This window comes from Rhodoferax sp. (assembly GCF_028715765.1).
Taxonomy (GTDB): Bacteria; Pseudomonadota; Gammaproteobacteria; order Burkholderiales; family Burkholderiaceae_C; genus Rhodoferax.
This window is the reverse complement of sequence record NZ_JAQURE010000003.1, coordinates 29135-53184: the sequence shown is the minus strand read 5'-3', so window position 1 is coordinate 53184 and position 24050 is coordinate 29135. Positions and strand designations below refer to the sequence as shown.

Annotated in this window: 30 protein-coding genes; 27 read left to right on the top strand and 3 right to left on the bottom strand. The window is 61.7% G+C overall.

What is annotated here, in order from left to right:
* Window positions 1-12 precede the first annotated feature (12 nt).
* From PHT20_RS01905 to PHT20_RS01775, 27 genes are all read left to right on the top strand, one after another.
* On the top strand, window positions 13-1881 hold the full coding sequence (locus PHT20_RS01905) for a tetratricopeptide repeat protein (RefSeq protein WP_366520868.1): 1869 nt from the start codon (window positions 13-15) through the stop codon (window positions 1879-1881).
* A 132-nt stretch (window positions 1882-2013) separates the two neighbouring features.
* Window positions 2014-3381 (top strand): hypothetical protein, encoded by a 1368-nt coding sequence (locus PHT20_RS01900; RefSeq protein ID WP_301019193.1) that lies wholly within the window; start codon window positions 2014-2016, stop codon window positions 3379-3381.
* A gap of 170 nt (window positions 3382-3551) precedes the next feature.
* A complete protein-coding gene (locus tag PHT20_RS01895; protein ID WP_301019192.1) occupies window positions 3552-4553 on the top strand; it encodes a DUF6447 family protein in 1002 nt (333 codons plus the stop codon).
* A 172-nt stretch (window positions 4554-4725) separates the two neighbouring features.
* Window positions 4726-5631, top strand: coding sequence for a bacteriophage abortive infection AbiH family protein (locus tag PHT20_RS01890; protein WP_301019191.1), 906 nt, complete (start codon window positions 4726-4728; stop codon window positions 5629-5631).
* Between the two features lie 82 nt (window positions 5632-5713).
* Window positions 5714-5983: a helix-turn-helix transcriptional regulator gene (locus PHT20_RS01885; protein ID WP_301019190.1), complete on the top strand. Its 270-nt coding sequence runs from the start codon at window positions 5714-5716 to the stop codon at window positions 5981-5983.
* Between the two features lie 11 nt (window positions 5984-5994).
* On the top strand, window positions 5995-6825 hold the full coding sequence (locus PHT20_RS01880; RefSeq protein WP_301019189.1) for a hypothetical protein: 831 nt from the start codon (window positions 5995-5997) through the stop codon (window positions 6823-6825).
* Between the two features lie 111 nt (window positions 6826-6936).
* Window positions 6937-8334, top strand: coding sequence for a hypothetical protein (locus tag PHT20_RS01875; RefSeq protein ID WP_301019188.1), 1398 nt, complete (start codon window positions 6937-6939; stop codon window positions 8332-8334).
* Window positions 8335-8345: 11 nt separating this feature from the next.
* Window positions 8346-9272, top strand: a complete 927-nt coding sequence (locus tag PHT20_RS01870) for a hypothetical protein (RefSeq protein WP_301019187.1) — start codon at window positions 8346-8348, stop codon at window positions 9270-9272.
* Window positions 9273-9374: 102 nt separating this feature from the next.
* Entirely contained in the window at window positions 9375-9908 is a 534-nt protein-coding gene (locus PHT20_RS01865) for a hypothetical protein (RefSeq protein ID WP_301019186.1), read from the top strand.
* Entirely contained in the window at window positions 9908-10786 is an 879-nt protein-coding gene (locus tag PHT20_RS01860) for an ATP-binding protein (protein ID WP_301019185.1), read from the top strand. Before PHT20_RS01865 ends, PHT20_RS01860 begins: the two co-directional genes overlap by 1 nt.
* Window positions 10787-10792: 6 nt before the next feature.
* Entirely contained in the window at window positions 10793-11422 is a 630-nt protein-coding gene (locus PHT20_RS01855; RefSeq protein ID WP_301019184.1) for a hypothetical protein, read from the top strand.
* 14 nt (window positions 11423-11436) lie between these two features.
* A complete protein-coding gene (locus tag PHT20_RS01850; protein WP_366520867.1) occupies window positions 11437-12294 on the top strand; it encodes a P63C domain-containing protein in 858 nt (285 codons plus the stop codon).
* The gene (locus PHT20_RS01845) at window positions 12295-12861 is read left to right on the top strand and encodes a DUF6511 domain-containing protein (RefSeq protein ID WP_301019183.1); all 567 of its coding nucleotides are present in this window, start codon (window positions 12295-12297) and stop codon (window positions 12859-12861) included.
* Window positions 12861-13595 (top strand): hypothetical protein, encoded by a 735-nt coding sequence (locus PHT20_RS01840; RefSeq protein ID WP_301019182.1) that lies wholly within the window; start codon window positions 12861-12863, stop codon window positions 13593-13595. Before PHT20_RS01845 ends, PHT20_RS01840 begins: the two co-directional genes overlap by 1 nt.
* Window positions 13595-14074, top strand: a complete 480-nt coding sequence (locus tag PHT20_RS01835; RefSeq protein WP_301019181.1) for a hypothetical protein — start codon at window positions 13595-13597, stop codon at window positions 14072-14074. The genes PHT20_RS01840 and PHT20_RS01835 overlap by 1 nt, the downstream gene beginning before the upstream one ends.
* Entirely contained in the window at window positions 14067-16391 is a 2325-nt protein-coding gene (locus PHT20_RS01830; protein ID WP_301019180.1) for a phage/plasmid primase, P4 family, read from the top strand. The genes PHT20_RS01835 and PHT20_RS01830 overlap by 8 nt, the downstream gene beginning before the upstream one ends.
* A 157-nt stretch (window positions 16392-16548) precedes the next feature.
* Window positions 16549-17016 (top strand): hypothetical protein, encoded by a 468-nt coding sequence (locus tag PHT20_RS01825; RefSeq protein WP_301019179.1) that lies wholly within the window; start codon window positions 16549-16551, stop codon window positions 17014-17016.
* Entirely contained in the window at window positions 17013-17381 is a 369-nt protein-coding gene (locus tag PHT20_RS01820) for a hypothetical protein (protein WP_301019178.1), read from the top strand. The genes PHT20_RS01825 and PHT20_RS01820 overlap by 4 nt, the downstream gene beginning before the upstream one ends.
* Window positions 17378-17965 carry a hypothetical protein gene (locus tag PHT20_RS01815; RefSeq protein WP_301019177.1) on the top strand — a complete coding sequence of 196 codons (588 nt, stop codon included), beginning with the start codon at window positions 17378-17380 and terminating at the stop codon, window positions 17963-17965. Before PHT20_RS01820 ends, PHT20_RS01815 begins: the two co-directional genes overlap by 4 nt.
* 55 nt (window positions 17966-18020) lie before the next feature.
* Window positions 18021-18284, top strand: coding sequence for a type II toxin-antitoxin system ParD family antitoxin (locus PHT20_RS01810; RefSeq protein WP_301019176.1), 264 nt, complete (start codon window positions 18021-18023; stop codon window positions 18282-18284).
* Window positions 18284-18601, top strand: coding sequence for a type II toxin-antitoxin system RelE/ParE family toxin (locus PHT20_RS01805; RefSeq protein ID WP_301019175.1), 318 nt, complete (start codon window positions 18284-18286; stop codon window positions 18599-18601). Before PHT20_RS01810 ends, PHT20_RS01805 begins: the two co-directional genes overlap by 1 nt.
* 130 nt (window positions 18602-18731) lie before the next feature.
* Window positions 18732-18935 (top strand): hypothetical protein, encoded by a 204-nt coding sequence (locus PHT20_RS01800; protein ID WP_301019174.1) that lies wholly within the window; start codon window positions 18732-18734, stop codon window positions 18933-18935.
* Window positions 18922-19494 (top strand): hypothetical protein, encoded by a 573-nt coding sequence (locus PHT20_RS01795; RefSeq protein WP_301019173.1) that lies wholly within the window; start codon window positions 18922-18924, stop codon window positions 19492-19494. The genes PHT20_RS01800 and PHT20_RS01795 overlap by 14 nt, the downstream gene beginning before the upstream one ends.
* A 186-nt stretch (window positions 19495-19680) precedes the next feature.
* Window positions 19681-20226: a hypothetical protein gene (locus PHT20_RS01790; RefSeq protein WP_301019172.1), complete on the top strand. Its 546-nt coding sequence runs from the start codon at window positions 19681-19683 to the stop codon at window positions 20224-20226.
* Window positions 20227-20265: 39 nt separating this feature from the next.
* Window positions 20266-20832, top strand: a complete 567-nt coding sequence (locus PHT20_RS01785; RefSeq protein WP_301019171.1) for an NUMOD4 motif-containing HNH endonuclease — start codon at window positions 20266-20268, stop codon at window positions 20830-20832.
* 10 nt (window positions 20833-20842) lie between these two features.
* Complete coding sequence (locus PHT20_RS01780) at window positions 20843-22135, top strand: site-specific DNA-methyltransferase (RefSeq protein WP_301019170.1); 1293 nt, start codon at window positions 20843-20845, stop codon at window positions 22133-22135.
* Window positions 22132-22434, top strand: coding sequence for a hypothetical protein (locus tag PHT20_RS01775; RefSeq protein WP_301019169.1), 303 nt, complete (start codon window positions 22132-22134; stop codon window positions 22432-22434). Before PHT20_RS01780 ends, PHT20_RS01775 begins: the two co-directional genes overlap by 4 nt.
* A gap of 169 nt (window positions 22435-22603) precedes the next feature.
* Here the strand turns inward: PHT20_RS01775 and PHT20_RS01770 are convergent, their stop codons facing one another.
* The 3 genes from PHT20_RS01770 to PHT20_RS01760 form a co-directional block, all read right to left on the bottom strand.
* The gene (locus PHT20_RS01770; RefSeq protein WP_301019168.1) at window positions 22604-22972 is read right to left on the bottom strand and encodes a hypothetical protein; all 369 of its coding nucleotides are present in this window, start codon (window positions 22970-22972) and stop codon (window positions 22604-22606) included.
* 117 nt (window positions 22973-23089) lie between these two features.
* The gene (locus PHT20_RS01765) at window positions 23090-23461 is read right to left on the bottom strand and encodes a hypothetical protein (RefSeq protein WP_301019167.1); all 372 of its coding nucleotides are present in this window, start codon (window positions 23459-23461) and stop codon (window positions 23090-23092) included.
* Window positions 23458-24042, bottom strand: a complete 585-nt coding sequence (locus tag PHT20_RS01760; protein ID WP_301019166.1) for a DUF3489 domain-containing protein — start codon at window positions 24040-24042, stop codon at window positions 23458-23460. Before PHT20_RS01760 ends, PHT20_RS01765 begins: the two co-directional genes overlap by 4 nt.
* Window positions 24043-24050 lie beyond the last annotated feature (8 nt).

The window sequence follows — 24050 nt, the reverse complement described above, 5'->3', positions numbered from 1 at the left end:
CCGCCTCAGACAATGAGGCGGTTTTTTTTTGAGAATCAATGCCGAGAGTGTCGAAGCGAGACGACGGGAGAGCAAGCTAACACTATGAAAGCAAGTAGAAACGCACTATGTTCTTGCGGTAGTGGCAAAAAATATAAGAAATGTTGCATGGATAGCAAGAAGGAAATAGCCCAACAGCTCCCCCAACGATTAAAGGAGCAAGCAGCACCTGAAGCAACACCTAGTCACATTGATATAGAAAAGTTGGTTGCCCTATTCAAAGAGAGGCAATATGAACAGGCAGCTTCAATTGCCCAGATGATGATTGACTGCTTTCCAACGTTTGGTATTGGTTGGAAAGCCCTTGGGGCGGCATATAGCCAGATGGGGCGAGAAGCAGATGCGCTCTCACCTATGAAAACCGCTGCAGATCTTTTACCAGACGATGCTGAAGTGCACAACAACCTAGGCGTTGTGTATAAAGGACTCGGATATTTCGACGATGCAATCGTGAGCTATCATCGCGCCTTGAGTCTTAGACCTAATTATTATCAGGCATTCAATAATCTTGGTAACGCCCAGCATGAGATCGGGCAATATGATGCTGCTGTTGAGTGTTATCACCAAGCACTGAGGATCAATCCTGAATATGCCGAAGCGCATAGCAATTTGTGTATTACGCTTACGGAGCTTGCACGTCCTGACGAGGCATTCAGAAGTGGAGTTCGGGCGCTAGAAATAAACCCTAATTTTCCTGAGGCGCATAATAATTTAGGTAACGCCTTGCAAGAATTAGGGCGCCTAGATGATGCAGTTGCTTGCTATAGACGAGCATTGGAGATCAAGCACGACTATGCAGAAGCATGCATGAATCTTGGCAACGCGTATAGAGCGCTCGGCCGATTGCACGATGCAGTAATCGCTTACAGGAGGGCTCTTGAGATTAATAAGAGATTGGGCAGAGCCTACTTGTATCTTGGGCACACGCTTCTTGATTTGGATAATCTAAACCAAGCATCTGTAGCTTATCAAAACGCGATGAACACAGAGCCAGAAAAAAGTGGATTGGTTGCTGCGGTAAATTTAGCGGTACTTGACTATATAAATGGAGATGATGATCGGTGCAGATGCAATATTAATGCGTCTCAGTTAATTATAGGTCAACTCGGCATCGAGCATAAAAATGCTCGTATCTATAGGGAATATTTGGATAAGTTGCTATCGACCGGTCAGCGAAGGGGAGCATCGTATGATCTTAACCGGGAAAATAGAATACTTTACGTGGTAGGTGAAAGTCATGCGCTCTCAGCTCACGGTGCTGTAGTTAACTGCCGGCAAGAGAAAATGCAGTGCTTAGCCGAGTGGATACCAGGTTGCAAACAATGGCACCTTGGTAACGAGTTCGCAAATCGATATAAGAAAAAATTTGAGGCAGTAATGAGGCGGTTGCCTATGTCATCAATAGTTCTCCTCACCATAGGCGAAATTGACTGCCGCCCTGATGAGGGAATTATTAAGGCTTGGAAGAAAAAAAATGAGAAGTCTTTGGAGTCATTAATTGAAGAAACAGTTCGCGCATACGTAAGGTTTGTAATATCGACTGCTCACCTTAATAACCTTTTTGTCATCATTTGTGGTGTGCCTGCTAGCAACATCGATATGAATTCAATGACTGCAGATGAGCAGAGATTACTGATCCATCTCATCAAGTCGTTCAACCTAATCCTGAAGGAGTTTTCATTATCTTCCGGTCTGGGATTCCTTGATGTGTATGCACTAACGGATAGGGGTGATGGTAGAGCAAGCGGTCGATGGCATATAGATTGTCGTCACTTGTTGCCTGATGCAGTGGTTGAGGCTTTTGATAAATATTACTATGTACGACCTTCGCTGCCAGCGTGAGAAAGATGCTTCTGGTTCTGCAGGCAGAGCTGCAAGAGCTCGCCGCCATCGAAACTGATTCGATCGGCTGTCTTGCTCACGAGGGGCAGGTTTTTTCTTGAATAGCTGCTTTCGTGAGCCTTTCCCTTGCTAATGAACGACCTGGAAACCCTGATTACAGAAGTACAGCGTTACCGCGACCTGCCCAATCGACCTGAAGAGCTGTTTTTCCGACTAAGCCAGGTAGTGGCGGAACTGAACGCCCCCCTGACGGGATATGCATCGACGCAGCTTCCATCAAGCACTCAGATGCTACTGGAACAGCTGATGTCCGTCTGCGTCGAAGTCGAGCCCGTCTGGGCGGTGCAAGCGGGCGTGCGCTTGTGGGCCAGTGGCAGACAACAACCGCACGACTTTTCAAACCTCTGGAACTGCGCGCGCTACGCGGGCATCCACAGCCGCTTCTCAGCCTTCACGCCCGAGCAGCACCTGAGCCACCTCGCCACGCTGTACGGGGCGGACCTTGCCCATGCGCACAATCCCGTGCCTTTCATCGTTCGGGGCAATGCGCTGCGCCAACTGCATCGCTACGGCGAAGCGGAATCGGCCTACCTCGAAGGCCTCAGTACCTGTCCCGACAACCCCTTTCTCAAGTTCCGCTTGATCGACCTGTGGCTGATGATCTACCAGCACGCCCGGGCCAGGGACTTGCTCGCCAGCCTGCGCAGTCGCTACCCCTACGCCCTGGAACAGTTGTTTGCCCTGCCGGTACCTGACGCCGCCCAAGCCCCTGGCGACGTCTTCACCGGGCTTGATGCCCGAGGCGCCGAGCTCGTCTGGCTGGTAGCGGCTGATCCGGTGTACATCCAGCGCTACGGCCTGCGCCTGGCTCAGGGCATTGCCACGTTGTTGAACGCGTCGCCAGACAGCCCTCGCATCCATCTGCATGTGCATGGCATCGTCGAGGCCGGTACCCCACTGCCGATGGACGTCCTGCAGGCCATGGCCGGCGTCAGTCCCCGGCTCTCTCTGCACTTCACCCAGCGAGAGGCAAACCTGCAAGGCGCCACGCCTAATCAGCGCAAGGCCTTCTTCGCCAGCGAACGCTTTTTGTTTCTGCATGAACTGCTTCAGAAGTACAACCGCCCGATGCTGGTCACCGACATCGATGTTGACCCGCTCCGGCACCCGACCCAACTGGTGAGCGCCATGGACGATGGCGACATTGGTTATACCCGCTTTGGTACCGTGCGCGATGCTTGGGACCGCTACCCGGCCACGGCCCTGGTGTTCCAGCCCACCGAGGCGGCCATCACGTTCTGCCAGCGCCTCTCAGCCACCATTCTCAGCCTGCTGGGCCAGCACCCCGAGCCGTGGTTCGTCGATCAGGTCGCGCTGTTCCGCTTGATCGAAGGCGGCAGCACGCCCGCCAAGCTCACCTACCTGCCGCTGATCCTCACCGACGGCGACTCGCCGCTGGCGTACTTTCGCATCCTGCATGGCAGCTGGACGGCACAGTGAGCGCAGTGGAACTTCACGCGGATGGATCGCGCAGAATCCGCCGGGCATTTTTTCAGCCACTGCTGCCCAACGAGCCATGCATCGCCGACCCCGTTCGTCAGACTGCGCTGACCGAGCGCTACCTGCCGCCCGTGCTGCGCGAACTGGAAGTCTTCCTACTCTCGGTACGTTTGCAACTGGACCCTGAGCTGGAACGCCGGCAGCCCGTCAAGCTGGGCAAGCCTTACCCGCTGGGGCAGTGCCTTGAAATTGCCGAGGCGGTTCAGGCACGTCTGCGCACGGTGGGGGAGTCCGACCTGCCTGCAGAAGCCGCCATAGGCCTCAGAGCGCTGCGGGCGTTTCAGCGCGCAGGCGGCGACTTCCGCCTGGTCTGGGGTGACCTGCGCGGCCAGTATTTTCAGAATGCTTTTCAGGTCGGCACGCTGTACATCGATGTGGCCAACGACACCGTCACGCCCACCAAGCCCAAGGTGGAAATCTTGCCTTTCCATGAGGCACAGTTCGTCCCCATTCGGGATTTTGCGCACTTCCGCCAGATTGCCCGCCGCTACTGGGGCGACGAGATCTACCCCAACCATGTACTGCCCAGCCTTGCGCCCCACTGCCCGCTGATACACGTGACCCAAGGCGGTTGCATCAAGCTGCACGACGCGACACAGTACACGCTCGCCATGACCCACGCTGAAGCGTTTTTGCCCAGCCAACAGGTGCTGCGCGAAGCGCCCATGCCGCTATCGGTGTTCAAGCAAGCTTGTCGCGCCCTCAAAGATGCAGGCCACAAGCTTCCCAGTAGCCCCGAGCACGGCCGCACACTCGCGCTGCAGCAGTGCCGCCAGCAGCAGGCCAAGCGCTCGCACCTGGACCCCCACCGTCCCAACCGGGTCATCCAGGACGCACGGCAGGTGAATTTGCACCTTGCCCGCTGGCACCAGCAACACATTCATCGGGAAAAAACCATGCCCACCATCAAGATCGACAACATCGAATACGACCTCGACAGCCTCTCAGAAGACGCCAAGGCGCAACTGCAAAGCATCCAGTTCGTAGACCAGGAACTCGCCCGCCTGCAGGCGCAGGTGGCGGCGATGCAGACGGCGCGGATGGCCTACGCGAATGCCCTGAAGGCGGCGTTGCCGACAGTGGCGAGCGGCGACACGATCAAGCTGCCGTGATGGATGAGCACACCTTGCAGCTCGAATTTCCAGACTTTCGGGTGGCTGCCGCTATGCCCACCTGAGCCGGGAGCGGCTGCGGGAGGCAGTGGAGGTGGTCTCCATGGCTGATTGAGACCAATGTCGCGCCCCTGACTTACCATAGAGAAAAACTCTTCAGGAGGGGCGCACATTGCACGACAAGCTGTACGTCATAGGCAACGGCTTCGATCTCCATCACGGGATGCCGACCCAGTTTGCAGATTTCCGCACCTTTGCTCGAAAGGCTGCGCCAGATGTGTTCCGTGCCGTTGATCGCTATGTGCCAGTCAGCGCCAACTGGTCAGATCTGGAGGATGCCCTGGCCGCCCTTGATGTCGAAACCGTCAAGGACGATTTGAGCTGCTTCATGCCATCCTACGCTGCAGATGACTGGCGCGACTCCGGTCACCATGACTTTCAGTTTGAGGTGGATCGCGTGGTCCGCCAGCTATCGATGGAGCTGAGGTCGGTTTTTGCCCGATGGGTCCGGCAGGTCGAAGTCCCTGATCATGCCAATGCGCCTGAAATCCATCGCCTGACGAGCATTGACCCCAGTGCATCGTTCTTGACGTTCAACTACACGCCCACCCTGGCTGATCTATACGGCGTGGCGTTGGAGCGCACGCTTCATATCCATGGCGCTGCTTCCGATCATGACCAGGAACTGATTCTGGGGCACGGCTGGAATCCTTCGATGCGGAAGTCGCTGAATGACCGTCCAGACATCGAGGATGTGGACACCCGAATGATCGAGGCGAACCAGATCCTGGATCGGTACTTCACCGCCACCTTCAAGCCGTCACAACAGCTGATCGCGCAGCATCAGGCATTCTTTCGGGCCTTGGGCGCGGTCAAGCAGGTCACCGTTCTTGGGCACTCCCTTTCGAATGTGGACGCTGAGTATTTTCGGGCGCTGCTTGCGGTGCCAGCTGTGGCCTCGGCCACCTGGACGGTGGCTTGCCGCCACAGCGACGATGCTGCTGAAAAAACTCAGCGGCTCGTTAACTTGGGCTTGCCGGCAAGTCAGGTCAGGGCGGTTGCATGGACCTCACTTTGATTGACCGTTAACAAAACAGTTGACGTCAAACCTTCACCTTCTCTACAATCACCGTTAATCAATCACGCAACGGTTAACGATCATGGGCTTCGGCACCTTCATCCGAGAAAAACGCGAGCAGGCCAATGTGCCGATGAACGAGTTCGCCCGCAGCCTGGGTATCTCGCCGGCCTACTGGTCGCGCATTGAGCGCGAGCTGGAGAAGGCACCCAAGGACGAGTTGATCGTCAAGGCTGCCGAGAAGCTCGGCCTCAACCCCGACGAAGCCTTCATCGAGGCCAGCCGGCTGCCGCCGGATATGCAGAAGGACGTCAGCACCGTCGTTCGCCTGTATCGCAAATCCCTGGGTTAAGGCGGTGACGAATGCCAGCGCTTTCCCTGCGGTATGACCACTGCGCCCTTCACAAACCACGCTACCTGAACAAGCTCGCCATTGAGACAGTGGCCCGCGAGGCCAGAGCACAGCTTTTGTCGCCTGGCGCGGATGCGCTGACGCTGGAGCAATTGGCGGCCATCTCCGACCTGACCATCAACGGCCTGCCGTATCAGCTGTGGGTCAGCCTGGATCATCCCGTCACCGACGAAGATGGCCAACCCGTGCTGGGCCTGTGCGAGTTTGACCCAGACTGCGGCGAAGACGCCGTGTCGGTACTGGTTTCCCCGGTGGGCGAGCAACTCACGCCCGAATTGGCTCTGTCCACCTTCGCTCACGAACTGGGTCATGCCATTTTCGACGCCCCCGCTTGGTTGATCGCCACCAAGCAAGGACCGGGGCTCTTTGACGAGCCTGATACCAGTCAGCGCCGTGCTTACCGTACTGCCACGCCGGATGCTGAACATCTGGGCGCCATGGCGTTGCCGCAAAACACCGCCCTCGAAAAAGAAATCCGCATCGCCGAGTTCCGTGCGAATGAGTTCATGGGCTCGCTGCTGGTACCGCGCGACCGCTTGGTCGAGCTGGCGGTGGCCCGCGCGCCGGATTTCGATGTCGCCATCGAACGCGACGGCGGCCTCTCCGACGAACTGCACGCCGCCACGCCCCGGCTGGTCGAGCAAGGCACCTTCGGCTTTGTCGGCATGGAAAGCCTGCGACGCGAGCTGGCTGCGAGCTTTGGCGTGAACCCCAAATTCATCCGGGTGCGGATGGAGCGCTACGGGCTGCTGCCTGCTCTGCCTGGAAGAGGACAAGGATGAGCTGCTGAACAAGTACCCGACACGCCGGCCTGGTGCCGGCATTTTTTGAACGTTGCGATTAACAAATCGCGCAATCGTATAACAACCCGCCACTCGTAAAGGAGAACAAGAATGGCAGAAGTCCAGGGACAAGATAACCGCGAGTCAGATCCGACGGCCCTCGCCGCCGAGGCGACTGCTACGGGTGGCGGCAAACCACGCAAGCCACGGGCCACCGATGGTGGGCCGGAGATCCTGCCCGATATGGGGCACTACGTGACGCTAGTGCGCAAGATCAAGCATCGCGCGCTGGCGGCGCAATGGCTGCAGCACTTGCACCCTGACCCACTGCCCACCATTGAATGGGAGCACAAGGTCTGCACCAGCTACAAGCAGAGCCTGTTCACCGTGGTCGCGGGCCTGCCCGGCGCCATCCGTCAGCGGCTGGAGGAAGCAGCGCAGCGTATCCTGCTGCTGTCGGATGACTTTGGGTGCGAGGCCGTCAAGTCGCTGCTGAGCGAGGACGACCAAACCGAGCAACAGGCAGTGGCGGATGCCGGTGACAAGTACGGCCGCGCGCTCTACTTGTATCTGTGCCGGCTGGCAGACGACAGTGACCGCCGGTTCGAACAGGCCGAGACTGCACGCCAGCAGAACAAGCAGTGGAAATCCGAGGCCTACGCCAGCCACTTCCGGGGGCCGAAGGGTCTCGACATCGCCCTGGATGAGGTTTTGAAGGACAAGCTCAAGGTGGCGATTGCTGCCATCTACCCAGAAGCGCCGCTGCACGACGTGGTTATTGAGCATTTCCAGCGTCGGGATCTGACCCAGGCAGAGGATCGTGGTGGTGATGAGGATGCGGCGCCGGTCTGGTTGCACACCATCGTGGTCGGCTTCAACGGTAAGGAAACCCACTGGGACAAGATCGTCGACGGCGAAGTGACCACCCGCCATGACCAAGCCCTGCAGCGCATCACCTTCTCGTATGAGCCGAGCACTGGCGCGCTGTCGGTGTTTTGCGACGACCGGAATGCCCGCCAGGAGCTCGCCAAAGCACTGCGCGACGTGGTGTTGGCCAGCGACACCGAAATCGCCGAGATGCCGCTGCGCGAGTTCAGTCTCACCGCCTTTGGCAGCGCCGAGGTGTTCAACCTCCTGAAACCTGAGCCCGGCGACGGCATCGAGCGCATCAGCATCAACCTCATCAAGGTGGCCAAGCGCCTCGAACAACAAGGCGAAGACGGCACGCTGGAAGTCACGAGCGGCATGACCATCCACCGCGACCGCCGTGATCAGCGCGATGTCTATCGCGTGGCCCGGGAAGACTACAAACAGAACGATCTCAGCGGGTTTGACTTGGTGCAGGTCAAACTGGTGCTGCGCATGGCCAAGCAAAAGGACCGTCGCGCCCACAACATCGTCGTGCAGATCACTGCGCCCAACGGCCTGAACGACAACGCCAAGACCGAAGACGAGCGCCAGCTGGTGATGCGACTGCTAAAACGCTGGCACATCGTCACCGAGTTCTGAGGAGGCTGCCGATGCTGACAGAGACTCTGCAACGGCTGGAGCGGTTGGACGGGATGGACAGCACGCTGTTCGGCAGAGAACTGCTGAGCTTTGGCCGCTTGCTACTGGACAAGGGCTGGATCGCCGGTATCGGCTATTTCAGTCGGATCGATGTCGAGGTGATGGACGACATCTTTGAAGAGGTCGAGGTCACGGTCGACGAAGCCGCTGGCCGTTACACGTACCCGCACCCATTCCGGCGCAAGGTGATCCTGAGCGGCTCCTTGGCCGAGATCACCCGCTACCGTTTCCAGCGCGAGCCCTTCTTTGATCATCTGGCCACCCTGCTGGGTATCGAGCCCCGGTTTGCCAGTCGCCGGCGTTGCCTGGTCGAGCATCACCTCTGGTATCTCGGTGAGATTCGTGTCGGCAATCGCCATGCCTTCGCGCCGATGTTTTTCGGGCGACGGCTCAAGGATGCACCAGTTGAGCAGATCACCTCGGCCTTGTCCGACCCGGCGTTCGGCACGGGTGGCGTAGTGCTGGCGCTGACCGATCCGAAGCAGGCTTTGCCCAACGGCCACCAGGTGCGCGCCGTCGCTGATCTGTTGATCGTGGAGGGCGGCGAGGAGCAGTTCGATCTGCCGGTGCTGGAGCGCATTCTGGTCGGGCTGCCCGAAGACCCGGCCAACGAGCCCGAGGAATGGTTCGATGCGAAGACGGGCCGACTGCAGCTCAAGCATCTGGAGGCGCCGGTGATGTTCGAGGGCATCCAGGCCAAGATCATCGAGTTCTTCTGGAAGGCGCGGGACGGTGCACCACTGTCGTGGACCGCCGAGGTCAAAGGCCGGTCCGGCTCCGTGGCCCCAACGCTCGACAAGGCGATGGGTGGTAAGGAGCGGCGCGAGCTCTTCATCGAGATCGTCACGCGAGGGAAATATCGGCTGCGGCGGTCATAGGCCAATCGGCATCTTTGCCAAATCATCTGCCAAACCATGGGCTAAACGTCTGCCAAGCCGTGCGAAGAATGGGTAACTCCTTAACCACCAAGGAGTTGCGAAATGCAAACCCGTTCTTCGGCCCTCGCGGCCACCCCACAACCGGCTGCCACCGTCCTCGACATCGGCAGTCTTCCCCTCCAACTCGAAGACCTGACCCGCGAGCGCATCAAGGCGCTGCCCAAGCCGGCGCTGCAGGAACTCTCCGTCCTGCTTGCCGAAATGGACCGTGGCATTGGCCACGCCCGTGAGCAGCTGACCGCCGCGCTCGATGATCTCTACGGCGACGCGGCCCGTGCGCAGCTGCTCGACGCCGGTAAGGACACCGGCACCACGCATCTGACCGACGGGGATCTGGCCATCACGGTCGAGATCAAGAAATCGGTGTCCTGGGATCAGGATGAACTGGCCGCCATCGCGCAGCGCATTGCCAGCAACGGCGACGACCCGGCCGAATACATCGACGTGAAGTATTCGGTCTCCGAGCGCAAGTTCGCCGCCTGGCCCGAAACCCTGCGTCGCCCCTTCGAGGCCGCCCGCACCCTCAAACCCGCCAAGCCGGCCTTCCGCCTGGCGATCAACGGGGAGGGCAAGTGATGGCACTCCCAATCATCAGCGCTGATCAGCGCTTGTCAGAAAAACGCTGCGCCAAGGTCGCCCTCGTGGGCGTACCGGGTGCCGGCAAGACCTCCCAGATCCGCACCCTCAATGCCGAGCGCACCTTGCTGGTGGACACCGAAGCCGGCGATCTGTCCATCCTCGACTGGGCGGGCGACACCCTGCGCCCGCGCACTTGGCCTGAGTTCAAGGACCTGGTGGTGTTCCTGGCCGGGCCGAGCCCGAGCGCCTCGCCCGAGCAGGCCTTCTCGCAGGCCCACTTCGACCACGTCTGCCAGAAGTACGGCGATCCGGCTCAGCTCGCCAAGTACGACACCTACTTCGTCGATTCCTTGACCGTGCTCTCGCGGATGTGCCTGGCCTGGTGCAAGACCCAGCCGGCGGCCTTCTCCGAAAAAACCGGCAAGCCCGACACCCGCGGCGCCTACGGCCTCTTGGGCACCGAAATGATCGGTGCGCTCACGCACCTGCAGCACGTGCGCGACAAGCACGTCATCTATGTCTGCATCTTGGAAGAGAAGCTGGACGACTTCAACCGCCGCATCTACCAGCTGCAACTTGAAGGCGCCAAGACCTCGGCTGAACTGCCGGGCGTGCTCGATGAAGTCATCACGCTGGCCATCTTGAAGGCTGATGACGGCACGCCGTACCGCGCCTTCGTCACCGGCGCGGACAACGCCTGGGGCTTCCCGAGCAAGGACCGCAGCGGCCGGCTCGACCCCATCGAAGAACCCCACCTCGGAAAGCTCATCGCCAAGTGCCTTGGTCGCGATGCTATCGCACGCCCGGCTGCACCGGCCCCCGCTTTCTCGAGCGCCAGCACCCCATCCCCCGAATTCCACGCATCCCAGGAGTAACCCGCCATGTCCAACTGGAACGATTTCAACGACGCTGAACAGCAGCAGTCTTTCGACCTCATCCCGCGCAACACGGCGGCCAGGCTGCGTCTGAGCATCAAGCCCGGTGGCTTCGATGACCCGGCACAGGGCTGGACCGGTGGCTGGGCCACCCAGAGCTTCGAGACCGGCGCGGTTTATCTCGCCTGCGAGGGCGTGGTGATGGAAGGCCCGTTTGCCAAACGCAAGATCTGGTGGAACGTCGGCCTGCACAGCGCCAAGGGGCCGACCTGGGGAAACATGGGCCGGACCTTCATCCGGGCGGCGCTCAATTCCGCGCGCAACGTGCATCCGGCCGACAACAGCCCGCAGGCGCAGGCGGCCCGTCGCATCAGCGGTTTTGCCGACCTCGATGGCCTGGAGTTCGCCGCGCGCATCGACATCGAGAAGGATGGCCGGGGCGAGGACCGCAACACCATCAAGGCCGCCATTGAGCCAGACCACAGGGACTACGCCCTGGTCATGGGGGTGGCTGGCAATCCCGGTGGCAACTCCGGTGCGCCGGCAGCGGTCGCTGCACCCAGCTACACGCCCCCTGCTGCTGCACGTCCTGCGTCTTCCACCGTCCCCAGCGGCAAGCCTGCCTGGGCGCAGTAAGGGAGGGCGTGACGATGATGAGCACACCTATCCTGACCACCAGCCACTACGGCGTGGTGCGCTTTGGTGACCTGGCGGTGGAAGCCGTGGTGCTGGAAGACGGCACGCGTGGCTACGTGCAGCGCCAGTTGGCCACAGCCATCGGCCTGCACGAATCGCGCCGTGGCAGCCAACTCAAGACCTTGCTGTCTGATGTCGCCCCCGGTGCAGCGGAGGTCTTGCAGGAGAACGCCTGCAGCATCCGCCTGCCGTCGGGCCAGACCACGGCCTTCTTTCCGGCCGGGGTGATCAGCGAGGTCGCCTCGGGCGTGATCGACGCCGCGCTCGAAGGTCGGCTGCACCGCAAACGCCAGCACCTGGTGCCCAACTGCCAGCGCATCCTGAAGGCGCTGGCCAAGTCCGGCGAGGTCGCGCTGATCGATGAGGCCACCGGCTACCAGTACCACCGTGCCCCCGATGCGCTGCAGGCCTTGATCTCGCGATTGCTGCGCGAACGGGTGGCCAGCTGGGAGCGGCGCTTCAGCCCGGATTACTACCGGGCGCTGTTTCGCCTGTTTGGCTGGCACTACCAGGGTCATCAGCAGAATCCGCCGGTGGTGATCGGTCAGATCACGCTGCGCTGGGTGTACGACGTGATCATGCCCCGCGAAATCATCGAGGAGATCCGCAACCGCAAGCGCCTGTCCGACAAGGCGCACCAGTGGCTCTCCGAAGGCGGTCTTGCCCTCCTGGAAAAGCAGATCCACGCGGTGACCATGATCGCGCGCTCGTCGATGACCTACCGGGACTTCGATACCCGCTGCGCCACGGCGTTTGGCAGCCAGCCGCTGCAGATGACCCTCTTCATCGGTGCGTTGGAGGGAGGGCAATGAATGGCCGGCCAATGTTGGGTCTGCAAGCGGCAGGCCCGTGGCCTCGGCCACAGCGACAACCGCTTCAAGGTCGGCGAATCCCGTCGGTACCCGATGGACTGGGTCTTTTGCAGCCGCAAATGCCAGGACGCGTTTCACGCGCTCTACGGCCAGTGGCTGCGAACCGACCCCAGGCACGAGGAGGTGCTCATGGTTGATCCGACCGAATTCGAGCGGGCGGCGATGCGCGCCTGCCTGAAGTGCTTCGGCGAGGCGGCCGGTGAGATCGGCTTTAACAAACCGCTGGGTCACTACAGCGAGGCCGAGGCCTTACAGGTGATCGAGGCGATTGTCACCGGCTGGGCGGAGGCAATGGCGGCTCACCACAGCCAAGCGAAATATCCGCCGGTGCGTGGGCTCGAGCCCTATGAGACGCAGGCACCGAAGCCGGTGGCCAGTTTGGAACCAGCAACTACAGCAACCGCCTTCGATCCGACCAATCCCTTCGCGGATCTGGAGGACGACCTGCCTTGGGAGACCGGGGAGCCGGTGGTGGCCAAGAGCACCCCGCGTGGGAGGGCCAAGTGATGTTGGACTTCAATTCCACCTCGACCTTCCCTGAACGCTTCGAGGCCTTGATCGATGCTGGGCTGCAGGCACGCGAGCAACAGCAGGCGCGTCGGCAGTACCTCGGGGCCTCGCGCCTCGGGGTGAGTTGCGAGCGCCAGCTGCAGTACGAATACGCCCAGGCACCGGTCGATCCGGACAAGGGGTTCTCGGGCCGCATCCTGCGCATCTTCGAACGCGGCCATCGCATGGAAGAGGCCATGGTCGGCTGGCTGCGGGCGGCAGGCTTTGTGCTCAAGACCGAAGGCAAGGACGGGCAGCAGTTCGGTTTCTCGGTGGCCGATGGCAAGTTGCAGGGGCATTGCGACGGCGTATTCGTTGGCGGTCCCGAGGGCTTTGCTTACCCGGCGCTGTGGGAGTGCAAAGCGCTGGGCAGCAAGTCCTGGAACGACCTCGCCAAGAAAGGCCTGGCGGTCTCCAAGCCGATCTACCACGCCCAGGTCGTGACCTATCAGGCCTATCTCGGACTGCACGAGCACCCGGCGATCTTCACGGCGGTGAATGCCGACTCGATGGAGATCTACACCGAGCTGGTCCCCTTCGATGCCGCACTGGCGCAGAAGATGTCCGACCGCGCGGTGCGGGTGATCCAGGCGACCGAAGCCGGTGAGCTCTTGCCACGCGCCTTCGCCGAGGCCAGCCACTTCGAGTGCAAGTTCTGCCCCTATGCGCAGCGTTGCTGGGGAGGTGTGTGATGAGCACAGCTTCCAAGCGCGCCAGTGCACGCAAGACCTACCGCACCGAGTGGGTGGATCGCTGGACGCCGCCCAAACCCCTGGTCGGGCTGCAGGCCATCGAGAAGGTGCTCAACCGGCACACCTTCCTCGTGTGCCCGGAGTCCCGGCTGGTGGTAGCAGTGCTCGCCCGCGCCATCCACGACAGCCTGAGTTTGACCAACCGCCGGATGCGGCGCGAAGCAAGGCGTTTTCTGCTCGGGGACGACCTCACGCTCTGGTGTGACCTGGTTGGCTTGCATCCGGACTTCGTGCGCTTCGTGGCACGCAAGGCCGGCTACCTCGCTGACGAGAAGGCGCACTGGCAGAAGGTCCCTGTCAAGGTGCCGGTCCTGCCGGTACCGACTGAGCCGGTCGTCAACGCCAGCAGCGCGCCCGTGCATTCCATCACCTGCCATGCCCACAACCATCCGCCACAGGGAGGACTGATCCATGCTTGATTTCAATTCGGTGCCGCCGCAGGCCTTCCCCGCTGGCGGTGATCTCAACCAACAACGCGACGCCATCCGTGCCGATCTGCTGGCGCGGATGGAATCGGTGCTGATAACGCTGCTGCCAGCCGGCAAGAAGCGTGGCCAGAAGTACCTGGTCGGCGATGTGCTCGGCAGTCCCGGCGACAGTCTGGAGGTCTCGCTCAAGGGCGAAACCGCTGGCCTCTGGCACGACCACGCCACCGGCGAAGGCGGTGATATCTTTGATCTCATCGCCGCCCACCACGGGCTCGATACCCAGGCGGACTTCGCCCGGGTGCTGGAGATCGCCGGGCAACTGGTCGGTCGGGCCACCAGCCATCCTCCGAAGCGCAAAAAGCCGGAAGCCCCGGTCGACGAGCTGGGTCCGGCGACGGCCAAGTGGGACTACCTGGATGCCGCCGGCAACCTGATCGCCTGCGTCTACCGCTACGACCCGGCACCGGGTCGCAAGGAGTTCCGCCCCTGGGATGCCAAGCGCCGCAAGTTGGCCCCACCCGAGCCACGTCCGCTCTACAACCAGCCGGGCATCGTCTCTGCCGAGCAGGTGATCCTGGTCGAGGGCGAGAAGTGCGCGCAGGCTTTGATCGAGGCAGGCATCGTGGCGACCACCGCGATGCACGGTGCCAACGCGCCGGTTGACAAAACCGACTGGGCGCCGCTCTCTGGCAAAGCCGTGCTCATCTGGCCGGATCGGGACAAACCGGGATTCGGCTACGCTGAGGCTGCCTCGCAAGCCGTGCTCATGGCCGGGGCCCCTTCCTGCGCCATTCTGCTGCCACCCGACGATAAACCCGAGGGCTGGGATGCGGCGGATGCATTGGTTGAGGGCTTTGATGTGGCGGGTTTCATTGCCACCGGGCCGCGCATCACGGTGCAGCCCTTCGATGACGACCAGGCGCCATCGGATCACTTCGATGCTGCCGACCATGACGAGTCTCACGACAGCGATGCCACGGTCTGGGGCACGGAGGATGCACTGGCGGTGAGCTTTACCCGCCGCTACCAGCGCGACTGGCGCTACATCGCGGCCTGGGGCAAATGGCTGATGTGGGACGGGCAGCGCTGGCGGGCCGAAGAAACCTTGGCTGCCACCGATCTCATCCGTCACGTCTGTCGCCACGCGGCGGTCCGCGCGGACAGCGTCAAGGTCGCGGCCAAGCTCGCCGCCAGCAGCACTGTGGGTGGTGTGGAACGTCTGGCCCGCACCGACCGCCGGCACGCCGCCACCACCGACGAGTGGGATGCGGACATGTGGCTCATCAACACGCCGGGTGGCGTGGTGGATCTGCGCAGCGGGCGGATGCGCCCGCACGACCGCGCCGACCGGATGACGAAGATCGCCTCGGCGACCCTGGTGCCGGGGAGCACCTGCCCGACCTGGATGCGGTTTCTGGAGCAGGTCACCGGCGGCGATGCGGAGCTGCAGTCCTACCTGCAGCGGATGTTCGGCTACTGCCTGACCGGGGCGACCAGTGAGCACGCCTTGTTCTTCCTCTACGGCACCGGCGCCAACGGCAAGTCGGTGTTCGTGAACACGCTCTTCACGCTGCTTGGGGACTACGCCGCCAACGCGCCCATGGACACCTTCATGGAAACACGCGGGGATCGGCATCCGACCGATCTGGCGGGGCTGCGGGGTTCTCGCTTTGTCGGCGCGACCGAGACCGAACAGGGTCGGCGCTGGAACGAGTCGAAGATCAAGGAGATCACCGGCGGCGACCGGGTGTCCGCACGCTTCATGCGCCAGGACTTCTTCACCTATGTGCCGCAGTTCAAGTTGGTGATCGCCGGCAACCACAAGCCGGCCATTCGCAACATCGATGAGGCCATGCGCCGGCGCCTGCACCTGATCCCCTTCACGATCACCGTGCCCCCGGAAAAGCGCGACAAGCAGCTGCAGGTCAAGTTGCTGGCCGAGGCCAATGGCATCTTCAGCTGGGGCGTTGAAGGGTGCCTGGCCTGGCAGCGCGAAGGGCTGCGCCAGCCGCAATCGGTGCTGGATGCGACGGACGAGTACTTCGAGGACGAGGACGCCATCGGTCAGTGGATGGGTGAACGCTGCTATGTCGGACCTGCTGCGCGCGCCCTCACGGCAGACCTGTTTGCCGACTGGCGTGAGTGGGCAGAAAAGCACGGCGAATTCGTCGGCTCGATCAAGCGCTTCTCCGAAACCCTGGTCTCGCGACGCTTTGCTCGATGGCGAAACCCGAAGGGGGCGATGGGCTTTCAAGGCATCAGCCTGCAGCCCAAGGAATACCCGGGATACGCCCGCTACCCAGACTGAAAACGACGAGCCTGCCGGGGTGGCCTGAAGGATTTGAAGGGTTTACGGATTTACGCCCACACGCGTGCGCGTACACACGTATGAGAGATTAACCCTCAGACCCTTCAAATCCTTCAGCCCCGGTGTCGGCTCCCAAACGAATGAGGAACTGAACACTATGACAACAACGATTTTGGCCCTGGATCTGGGCACGACCACCGGCTGGGCACTGACCGGCCGCGACGGACTCATCAACGGCGGCAGCGAATCCTTCAAGCCGCAGCGCTTCGAAGGTGGTGGCTTTCGTTACCTGCGCTTCAAGCGCTGGCTCACCGACATTAAGCAGTGCGCCGATGGGCTCGACTGGGTGGTGTTTGAGGAGGTACGTCGACACATGGGCGTCGATGCGGCGCATGCCTATGGCGGCTTCATGGCGCACCTGACGGCCTGGTGTGAACACCACCAGATCCCGTACCAGGGCGTGCCCGTGGGTACGATCAAGAAGCACGCCACCGGCAAGGGCAATGCCGGCAAGGCCGAGATGATCGCGGCGGCCAAGGCGCGCGGCTTTAATCCGGTCGATGACAACCACGCCGATGCGCTGGCGCTGCTGGACTGGGCGATGGCCCAAGGAGGTGTGGCATGAGAACCCATACCGCTTCCATCCCCTGCGCCCTTGGGCGTCTGGCGCCGGCCTCACCCGCCAGCAGCGACGAACTGCGCGCGATGCGTGCAGCGGCCTGGCACAAGCAAGGCATCGTGGTCGTGCCGCTGGACGAGATTTTTGATGACTGGGACCGAGCATTTTTGACCGGCATCGCCACCAAGCTCTACGGCGCGCGTAATGTCGCTTCCCGCAAGAGCACAACTTGGGCCGAGGGCGAGGTGATCGACCGGGGTGATGGCGAGACCTGGACGGTGGTGGCGACCACCGGGAAGTCGGTGACGCTTCAGCGGAGCCGTGATGGCGCGCTGGCGACCCTCGGACAACTCGGGGAGGGACGGCCATGACCAAGAAAACCCAACGCGCCAAGGCCCGTGCCGAGAAGAAGCCGCGCATCGGCGAGGAGCACATCCGCCCGGATGGCAGCGTGATCCGCTACGTGCGTGAGGAGGACGATGACCAGAAGCCGGTCGACCACTACCGCACCGTGGACACGCTGGCGCTGATGCTCAGGAACGGCAGCATCACCGGCGCGATGCACGACGCGGGGCAGCAGTTCTCGCAGGACTTTGCCCGGGCGTTCGGCAGTGGTATCGCCAGTCCCAAGCTCGATGGTCTGCCGGGTGGTACAGCACCCGGGCAGATGATGGTCGAGAAGAATGCCGGTGCTGCCCGGGCAGTGCGGGATGCGCTGGATGCGGTGGGCGGCAGTGGCTCTCCGGCCGGATCGGCGCTCTGGTACGTGGCCGGATTGGGCCAGTCTGTTCGGGAATGGGCACTTCGCCAGGGCTGGGCAGGCAAGGCCATCTCGCTGCACGAGGCCAAGGGCATTCTGATCGCGGGGCTGGGGGTGTTGGCTCGGTACTATGGCTACGACCGTAGCGGCAGTGCGCGCAGCAGACGCCCTCAACAGACTGAGGCCGTTCCTTGACAAGAGACGCGGGGTTGAGTTTAATAACTGTTATTAACTAACAGGAGGAACAGCGATGCCAACCAGTGTTGCTCTCAGCCCCCATTTCGAGACCTTCATCCGCCAGCAGGTCGACTCGGGCCGCTTCAACAACGTCAGCGAGGTAGTCCGTGCTGGACTGCGCTTGCTCGAAGAGCGCGAAGCCGAACAGGCCACGAAGCTGCAGGCCTTGCGTGAAGCGATTGCGGTGGGCTTGGCCAGCGGCCCTGGGGTTCCGGAAGAGGAGGTCTTTGATCGCCTGGAGGCGAAGTATCGCGCGATGGCTGAGAAAGCGGTCTGATGCGGTTGGAGTTCCAGCCGCAGGCCGAGCGCGATCTCGAAGGCATCGGTGACTACATAGCTCAGGACAACCCGCGCCGGGCAATCACATTCCTGCAGGAACTGCGCGCGCAGTGCCGCAAGATCCTGGTGGCGCCCCAAGCCTACCGGCCCAGGCCGGAACTTGGCGAAGGCATCCGCTCTTGCGCTTACGGCAACTACGTGATCTTTTTCACGGAAGATGGTCGCTTGCTGCGGATCATCCGCGTGCTGCACGGTGCCATGGACATCGAAGCCCGGTTCACAGAAAAAAATTCTGCTCCCGACGACAAAACCTAGTTGAATGTTTGAACACACAAGGTAGAGTATTCACGTACTGCTGATAACTGCGCCCACCCGATTCGTTCCGGTGGGCGTTGTCGTTTCTGGGCGGGGCGTTCGCCTCCTGCCCAGCGCTGGAGACTCCCCCATGAAAATCCTCATCACCCGCCCGGTGGTCATCGCCGGCGACGGCGGCGTGCGCTCGTTTGTCCCGGGCCTGACGGTCGAGGTCGACGCAGCCACCGCCGAACAGATCCTGGCGCAGCAAGCCGGCATCGCTGCCGAGCCTGTTGCAAACACCGAAGCGCCAGCTACTCCTCGCCGCCGGAAGCCTGCTGATGCTGAAACTTGACGTCACCGCCGACATAGCTAAGGCGACCGAGCACCTCTCGGAACTGGCACAGCAGCACGTACCCAACGCTGCCGCCAAGGCCCTGACTCGCACGGCTTTCGACGCCCGTGATGCGGTGCGCGACGGTCTGCCCGAGCGCTTCAATCTGCGCCGCCCATGGATCAGCCGAGGCATTGGCGTCACGCCGTCCAAGCCCCGTACCCTGATGGCCGAGGTCTGGTCGCGCGACCGCTTCATGGCGCTGCAGGAAACCGGTGGCACCAAGAGCGGCAAGCTGGCGATTCCTGTCGGGCCGATGGCACAGACCGCCCAGACCCGCGTCATCCCCAAGAGCCAGTGGCCGGGCCAGGTGATGGCGAAGAAGAACGTGTTCTATCGTGCTGGTGCCGTGTTCGAGCGCCGTGACGAGAAGCGCATCCTGGCCTTGTACCTGCTGCGCAAACAACAGAAGGTCGAGCCGCGCTTTGGCATGGCCGAGACGGTGCGCAGTGTGGCGCTGCGTGAGTACCAGCGGCAGATGGAACGGGCACTGCGCGAGGAACTCGCCCGTGCGACCTGACGCATCTGACACATCTGACGGGTCCTCCCGGGCCATCTGAAGCGCGGGGGCCGCGCGCAGCGCGACGCTTGCCTAGCGTCAGAGCCGAAAACAGGTTGCCAGTTGCCACCCAGGTTTCCACCCGTTTCCACGCCGAGGTGATCCACCCCTGACGATTGATTGACCCGCCCGGCCCGGAGGAATGCGATGGGACTGTCCATCCGGGCCTATGCCCAACACCGTGGCGTGAGCCACACCGCTGTGGCCAAGGCCATCAAGGCCGGGCGCATCAGCGTCGAGCCCGACGGCAAGATTGACCCGGCCAAGGCCGACGCCCAGTGGGCGCGCAATACGCTGCCGTCGCAGAACCTGAACACCGGAGCCAGCAAACCTGCGGCCAAGGTGGCAACCACTGCGGTTTCCACCCCAGTTTCCACTCGTGAGGTGCAAGTGCCTCTGGAAACCCGGGCTGCCGCGCCTGACTACCAGACCAGTCGCGCCATTCGCGAGGCCTATGCCGCGCGCCTGGCCAAGCTCGAATTTGAAGAACGCACGGGCAAGCTGCTCAATGCCGACGAGGTGAAGGTCAAGCACTTCAACCTCGCGCGGCTGCTGCGTGACCGCATCCAACAAATCCCTCGCAAGCTCGCCCCGCAGATCGTGGCGGCCGTGGTCGCACAGCCCGACCAGCGCGTGGTGGAAGACCTGCTGATGGACGCGATCCGCGAAGCCCTGGAGGAACTCTCCAGGTAGCGACAAGCCGCCCAAAAAAACTCACATAGGAGGTTGACCATGACCGAAATCGAATGGAAGGCGGTCCCGGGGTACCCCAACTATGAAGTATCCGATCAGGGTGAAATTCGCCGGGCGCGTTCTTTCAGGCATTACCCAAAAGGAATGCTCATCAAGCCAAAATCCGATGCAAAGGGATATCAGCAAATCGCACTCAGCGATGAGGGGCGGTATGGCTATTTCTGCGTACATCGGATTGTTGCACTTGCTTTTCTAGGGGATCCGCCGTCAGGACGACACCAGGTTGCGCACAACGATGGCAATCCAAGGAACAACCATCTGAGCAACCTGCGCTGGGCAACGCCTTCAGAAAACTCGATGGACAGACGGCTACATGGCACCGTCCCAGATCGAAAAGGTGAGCGCCATCCAATGGTCAAGCTCAATGATCAACTCGTTTTGGAGCTTCGCAAGCAACGACGAGACGGGATGACCTATCCGGAAATGTCTAGGCGATACCGAATTCCAAAGCTCACGTTGTACGACGCGGTTGTTGGAACCACCTGGCGGCATCTGCCTGGGGCCATTGGACGGCGCCGTGAAAAAAATGCATCAGCACTGAATTGAAGGAGCCTCCATGCGTGAGCTATCCAATATCAAGGTCGAGCTGCGACCGATAGATGTGCTCTTGCCGTATTGCAGAAACCCGCGTTTACACGACGAAGCGCAAGTGTCCCAGATCGCCGCTTCCATGGTCGAATTTGGCTGGACAAGCCCGATTCTGGTGGATGGCCAGAATGGTCTGATTGCTGGCCACGGGAGGTTGCTCGCCGCGCGCAAGTTGGGACTCAAACAAGTGCCAGTGATCGAATTGGCACATCTCACCGAAACGCAAAAGCGCGCCTACGTCATCACCGACAATCAGCTGACCCTCAATTCCACATGGGATGAAGATTTGCTGCGCGTCGAACTGGCCGCTTTGCAGGAGGCCGATTTCGATCTGGCACTCACCGGATTTGACGCCGACGAACTGCTCGAGATCATGGCGGGTGAGGAGACCACCACCGAGGGCCACACCGACGAGGATGCCGCCCCGGAGGTCCCTGTCACCCCAGTGTCCAAGCCTGGTGATGTGTGGGTCATGGGCCAGCACCGGCTGCTCTGTGGCGACAGCACCGATGCTGCGAACTACACCCTGCTGATGGCTGGCGAGAAGGCAGCGATGACCTTCACTGATCCGCCCTATGGGGTTAACTACGCCAACAGCGCCAAGGACAAGATGCGCGGCACGAACCGCCCGATCTTGAACGACAACCTGGGCGAGGACTTCGAACCCTTTCTCAAGGCGGTGCTCACCCCGATGATCGCGCACTGCCAGGGGGCGATCTACATCGCCATGTCCTCCAGTGAGCTCGACACCCTGCAGTCCGCCTTCCGCGCTGCTGGCGGCAAGTGGTCGACCTTCATCATCTGGGCCAAGAACACCTTTACGCTCGGGCGCTCGGACTACCAGCGCCAGTACGAGCCGATCCTCTACGGCTGGCCCGAGGGTGCTACCCGCCACTGGTGCGGCGACCGCGACCAGGGGGATGTGTGGCACTTCAACAAGCCGCGCGTGAACGACCTGCACCCGACGATGAAGCCGGTGGAGCTGGTCGAGCGGGCGATCCGCAACTCCAGCCGACCGGGTGATGTGGTGCTTGATCCCTTTGGAGGTTCCGGCACGACGCTGATCGCCGCCGAGAAATCGGGGCGTCAGGCACGACTGATCGAGCTTGATCCCAAATACGTCGACGTGATTGTTCGCCGCTGGCAGGAATTCGCCGGAGCGCAGGCGATGCGTGAAGCCGATAGAGTGAAATTCGATGACCTGGTCGGCACAGCCGATGCTGCCGAAGCCAGTGATGTGGATGCCGAGGAGGCGCTGTGAAGCAGTCGCGCTGGATGTCGCTGCTGGAAGCCGTGACCAATGTGCTGGTCGGGTATGGCGTGGCGGTGGCGACCCAGTGGGCGGTGTTTCCGCTGTTTGGTCTGCACGCCACGCTACAGGAGAACTTGCTGATCGGCCTGATTTTCACGGCCGTGTCGCTGGTCCGGAGCTATGTGCTGCGCCGCGCCTTCGAGGCCTGGCGGGTCAGAGCGCCAGCGGCTGCTGCTCCCACAGTGCTGTGCCATCGGTGCTCAACCACAGACGCTCCACAAAATAGTCCCGCGCCATCATTTCGATGACTGGCTCGCCCGTGGGGTGGGTGGTCGTTCGGCCGGTGGGCAGGTAACGACGTTCTTGATGGGTAACGGCTACGATGGTGCAGCCGCGCCACTCCAGACCGATCAGGCACTGGCCACGTGGCCGCTGGTTGGCGTCAAAGCGCTGGGCGCGAACCGTGCGGCTCTTGGCTCAAGCCGCCAGGGACTCTTCGATGATCTCGCATTGGATCACGAAGCCGGTGAGGTAAGGCAGGCCCTTGGGGATGCCGTACTGCTTGCTGGTGCTGCGGCCAATCGTCCAGCCCATCCAACGTTGCGTGGCGGCGTTGATGGCGTCGGCCAGGGTGGCGCCGGTGTAGAGGCCGTTTTGCACATCGTCGGCAAAGTGGCGACCGTGACGGCTGTCGAGGAAGGTGCGGACCGACTCCAGCGGCTGGCAGGTGGCGTCCGAGATGGCAGTCATGGCCAAGGGCCAGGCGGCTTCGGCCTGCTCGTTCATCGTGCCGTAAAAGCCCCAGGTGTCGTTCTGGGTGGCGGGGATCGGGGTGGTGGCGTTCATTTTGGGCTCCTTGCGGGTGGTGTTTCGTTGGGTCTATGAACGCTCTACCTGGACGATATAGCAAGCAGAGGATCGACTGTATTTTGATAAAGTTGGGGGTGTGCCACAGCGCCCGCCTCAGCCCAAGCAGGCCACGTAGCGGGCGTAATCGCAGCCTTCGGGATTGACGTAGAGGTAGGGGCGACCGGGGGCTGTGACCTCCACGCAGAGGTAGCCGCTGCCTCCTTCATCCTTCACGCCACCCCCTTTGCCGGCCAGCCAATCGCGCGAGGCCATCAAGCTGCGCGCAAAGGCATCGAACTCGGCCGGGGTCATCACCCGCGTCTCGGTCACAAAAACCTTGGTCTGGCCATGGCCGCCGACCTCATCGAGGTCGACAGGCTTGCGGGCAAAGGGCAGACGTACCCCCAACTCCTCCACGACCACTGGCTGGCCGTTGATCGTCAAGGTGCGCGGCGTGCGCTCGATGCTGAGGGTCATGGTGCTCATGCGCTGACCTCCTCGGCGATGCGGTAGAGGCGCTGGCCGGCGCCCGGGGTGCCAGCAGGGCCTTCGATCTTCTCGGAGACGATATTCAGGCCCAGCTTCTTCTTGAGCGCACCGGCAAAGGTGCCGCGCACCGTGTGCGCTTGCCAACCGGTGGCTTCGCAGATCTGCGCGATGGTCACGCCCTCGGGGCGCTTCAACATCTCGATCACCAGCGCCTGCTTGCTGTGGCCGCGACCGGTTGGGGCGAAATCGCTCGCTGGTGTGGCCAAGGGGGCTGGGGTCGTGGCGGCGGCGGTGGTGGCGATTGCGTCTTCCTCGGTGGCGTTATCGGCTGCCACAGGGCTTGGCAATACCTCTTCAGGCTTGGCATCGCCCTTGATGATGGCGATGGCGGCGCCCGTGATGCGCCACTGGCCATCAGCCTGCTCGATCAGGTGGCGGCTGGCGAGGCTGGCGATCATCTTCAGCTTGGCGCCACCCTTGAGCTCGAGCAGAGGCTCGATCAGGCCATTGGCATCGCAATGGGCGCGGGTGATCAGATCCAGTTGGCGTTCGGTGATTGGGGCAATCTGGTTGCTCATGGACGTTT

Bases quoted from the DNA above. Each gene is read 5' to 3' on its own strand.
- PHT20_RS01905 (WP_366520868.1), top strand. From the start codon at position 13: ATGAGGCGGTTTTTTTTTGAGAATCAATGCCGAGAGTGTCGAAGCGAG.
- PHT20_RS01900 (WP_301019193.1), top strand. From the start codon at position 2,014: ATGAACGACCTGGAAACCCTGATTACAGAAGTACAGCGTTACCGCGAC.
- PHT20_RS01885 (WP_301019190.1), top strand. From the start codon at position 5,714: ATGGGCTTCGGCACCTTCATCCGAGAAAAACGCGAGCAGGCCAATGTG.
- PHT20_RS01880 (WP_301019189.1), top strand. From the start codon at position 5,995: ATGCCAGCGCTTTCCCTGCGGTATGACCACTGCGCCCTTCACAAACCA.
- PHT20_RS01875 (WP_301019188.1), top strand. From the start codon at position 6,937: ATGGCAGAAGTCCAGGGACAAGATAACCGCGAGTCAGATCCGACGGCC.
- PHT20_RS01870 (WP_301019187.1), top strand. From the start codon at position 8,346: ATGCTGACAGAGACTCTGCAACGGCTGGAGCGGTTGGACGGGATGGAC.
- PHT20_RS01865 (WP_301019186.1), top strand. From the start codon at position 9,375: ATGCAAACCCGTTCTTCGGCCCTCGCGGCCACCCCACAACCGGCTGCC.
- PHT20_RS01860 (WP_301019185.1), top strand. From the start codon at position 9,908: ATGGCACTCCCAATCATCAGCGCTGATCAGCGCTTGTCAGAAAAACGC.
- PHT20_RS01855 (WP_301019184.1), top strand. From the start codon at position 10,793: ATGTCCAACTGGAACGATTTCAACGACGCTGAACAGCAGCAGTCTTTC.
- PHT20_RS01850 (WP_366520867.1), top strand. From the start codon at position 11,437: ATGATGAGCACACCTATCCTGACCACCAGCCACTACGGCGTGGTGCGC.
- PHT20_RS01845 (WP_301019183.1), top strand. From the start codon at position 12,295: ATGGCCGGCCAATGTTGGGTCTGCAAGCGGCAGGCCCGTGGCCTCGGC.
- PHT20_RS01840 (WP_301019182.1), top strand. From the start codon at position 12,861: ATGTTGGACTTCAATTCCACCTCGACCTTCCCTGAACGCTTCGAGGCC.
- PHT20_RS01835 (WP_301019181.1), top strand. From the start codon at position 13,595: ATGAGCACAGCTTCCAAGCGCGCCAGTGCACGCAAGACCTACCGCACC.
- PHT20_RS01830 (WP_301019180.1), top strand. From the start codon at position 14,067: ATGCTTGATTTCAATTCGGTGCCGCCGCAGGCCTTCCCCGCTGGCGGT.
- PHT20_RS01825 (WP_301019179.1), top strand. From the start codon at position 16,549: ATGACAACAACGATTTTGGCCCTGGATCTGGGCACGACCACCGGCTGG.
- PHT20_RS01820 (WP_301019178.1), top strand. From the start codon at position 17,013: ATGAGAACCCATACCGCTTCCATCCCCTGCGCCCTTGGGCGTCTGGCG.
- PHT20_RS01815 (WP_301019177.1), top strand. From the start codon at position 17,378: ATGACCAAGAAAACCCAACGCGCCAAGGCCCGTGCCGAGAAGAAGCCG.
- PHT20_RS01810 (WP_301019176.1), top strand. From the start codon at position 18,021: ATGCCAACCAGTGTTGCTCTCAGCCCCCATTTCGAGACCTTCATCCGC.
- PHT20_RS01805 (WP_301019175.1), top strand. From the start codon at position 18,284: ATGCGGTTGGAGTTCCAGCCGCAGGCCGAGCGCGATCTCGAAGGCATC.
- PHT20_RS01800 (WP_301019174.1), top strand. From the start codon at position 18,732: ATGAAAATCCTCATCACCCGCCCGGTGGTCATCGCCGGCGACGGCGGC.
- PHT20_RS01795 (WP_301019173.1), top strand. From the start codon at position 18,922: ATGCTGAAACTTGACGTCACCGCCGACATAGCTAAGGCGACCGAGCAC.
- PHT20_RS01790 (WP_301019172.1), top strand. From the start codon at position 19,681: ATGGGACTGTCCATCCGGGCCTATGCCCAACACCGTGGCGTGAGCCAC.
- PHT20_RS01785 (WP_301019171.1), top strand. From the start codon at position 20,266: ATGACCGAAATCGAATGGAAGGCGGTCCCGGGGTACCCCAACTATGAA.
- PHT20_RS01780 (WP_301019170.1), top strand. From the start codon at position 20,843: ATGCGTGAGCTATCCAATATCAAGGTCGAGCTGCGACCGATAGATGTG.
- PHT20_RS01770 (WP_301019168.1), bottom strand. From the start codon at position 22,972: ATGAACGCCACCACCCCGATCCCCGCCACCCAGAACGACACCTGGGGC.
- PHT20_RS01765 (WP_301019167.1), bottom strand. From the start codon at position 23,461: ATGAGCACCATGACCCTCAGCATCGAGCGCACGCCGCGCACCTTGACG.
- PHT20_RS01760 (WP_301019166.1), bottom strand. From the start codon at position 24,042: ATGAGCAACCAGATTGCCCCAATCACCGAACGCCAACTGGATCTGATC.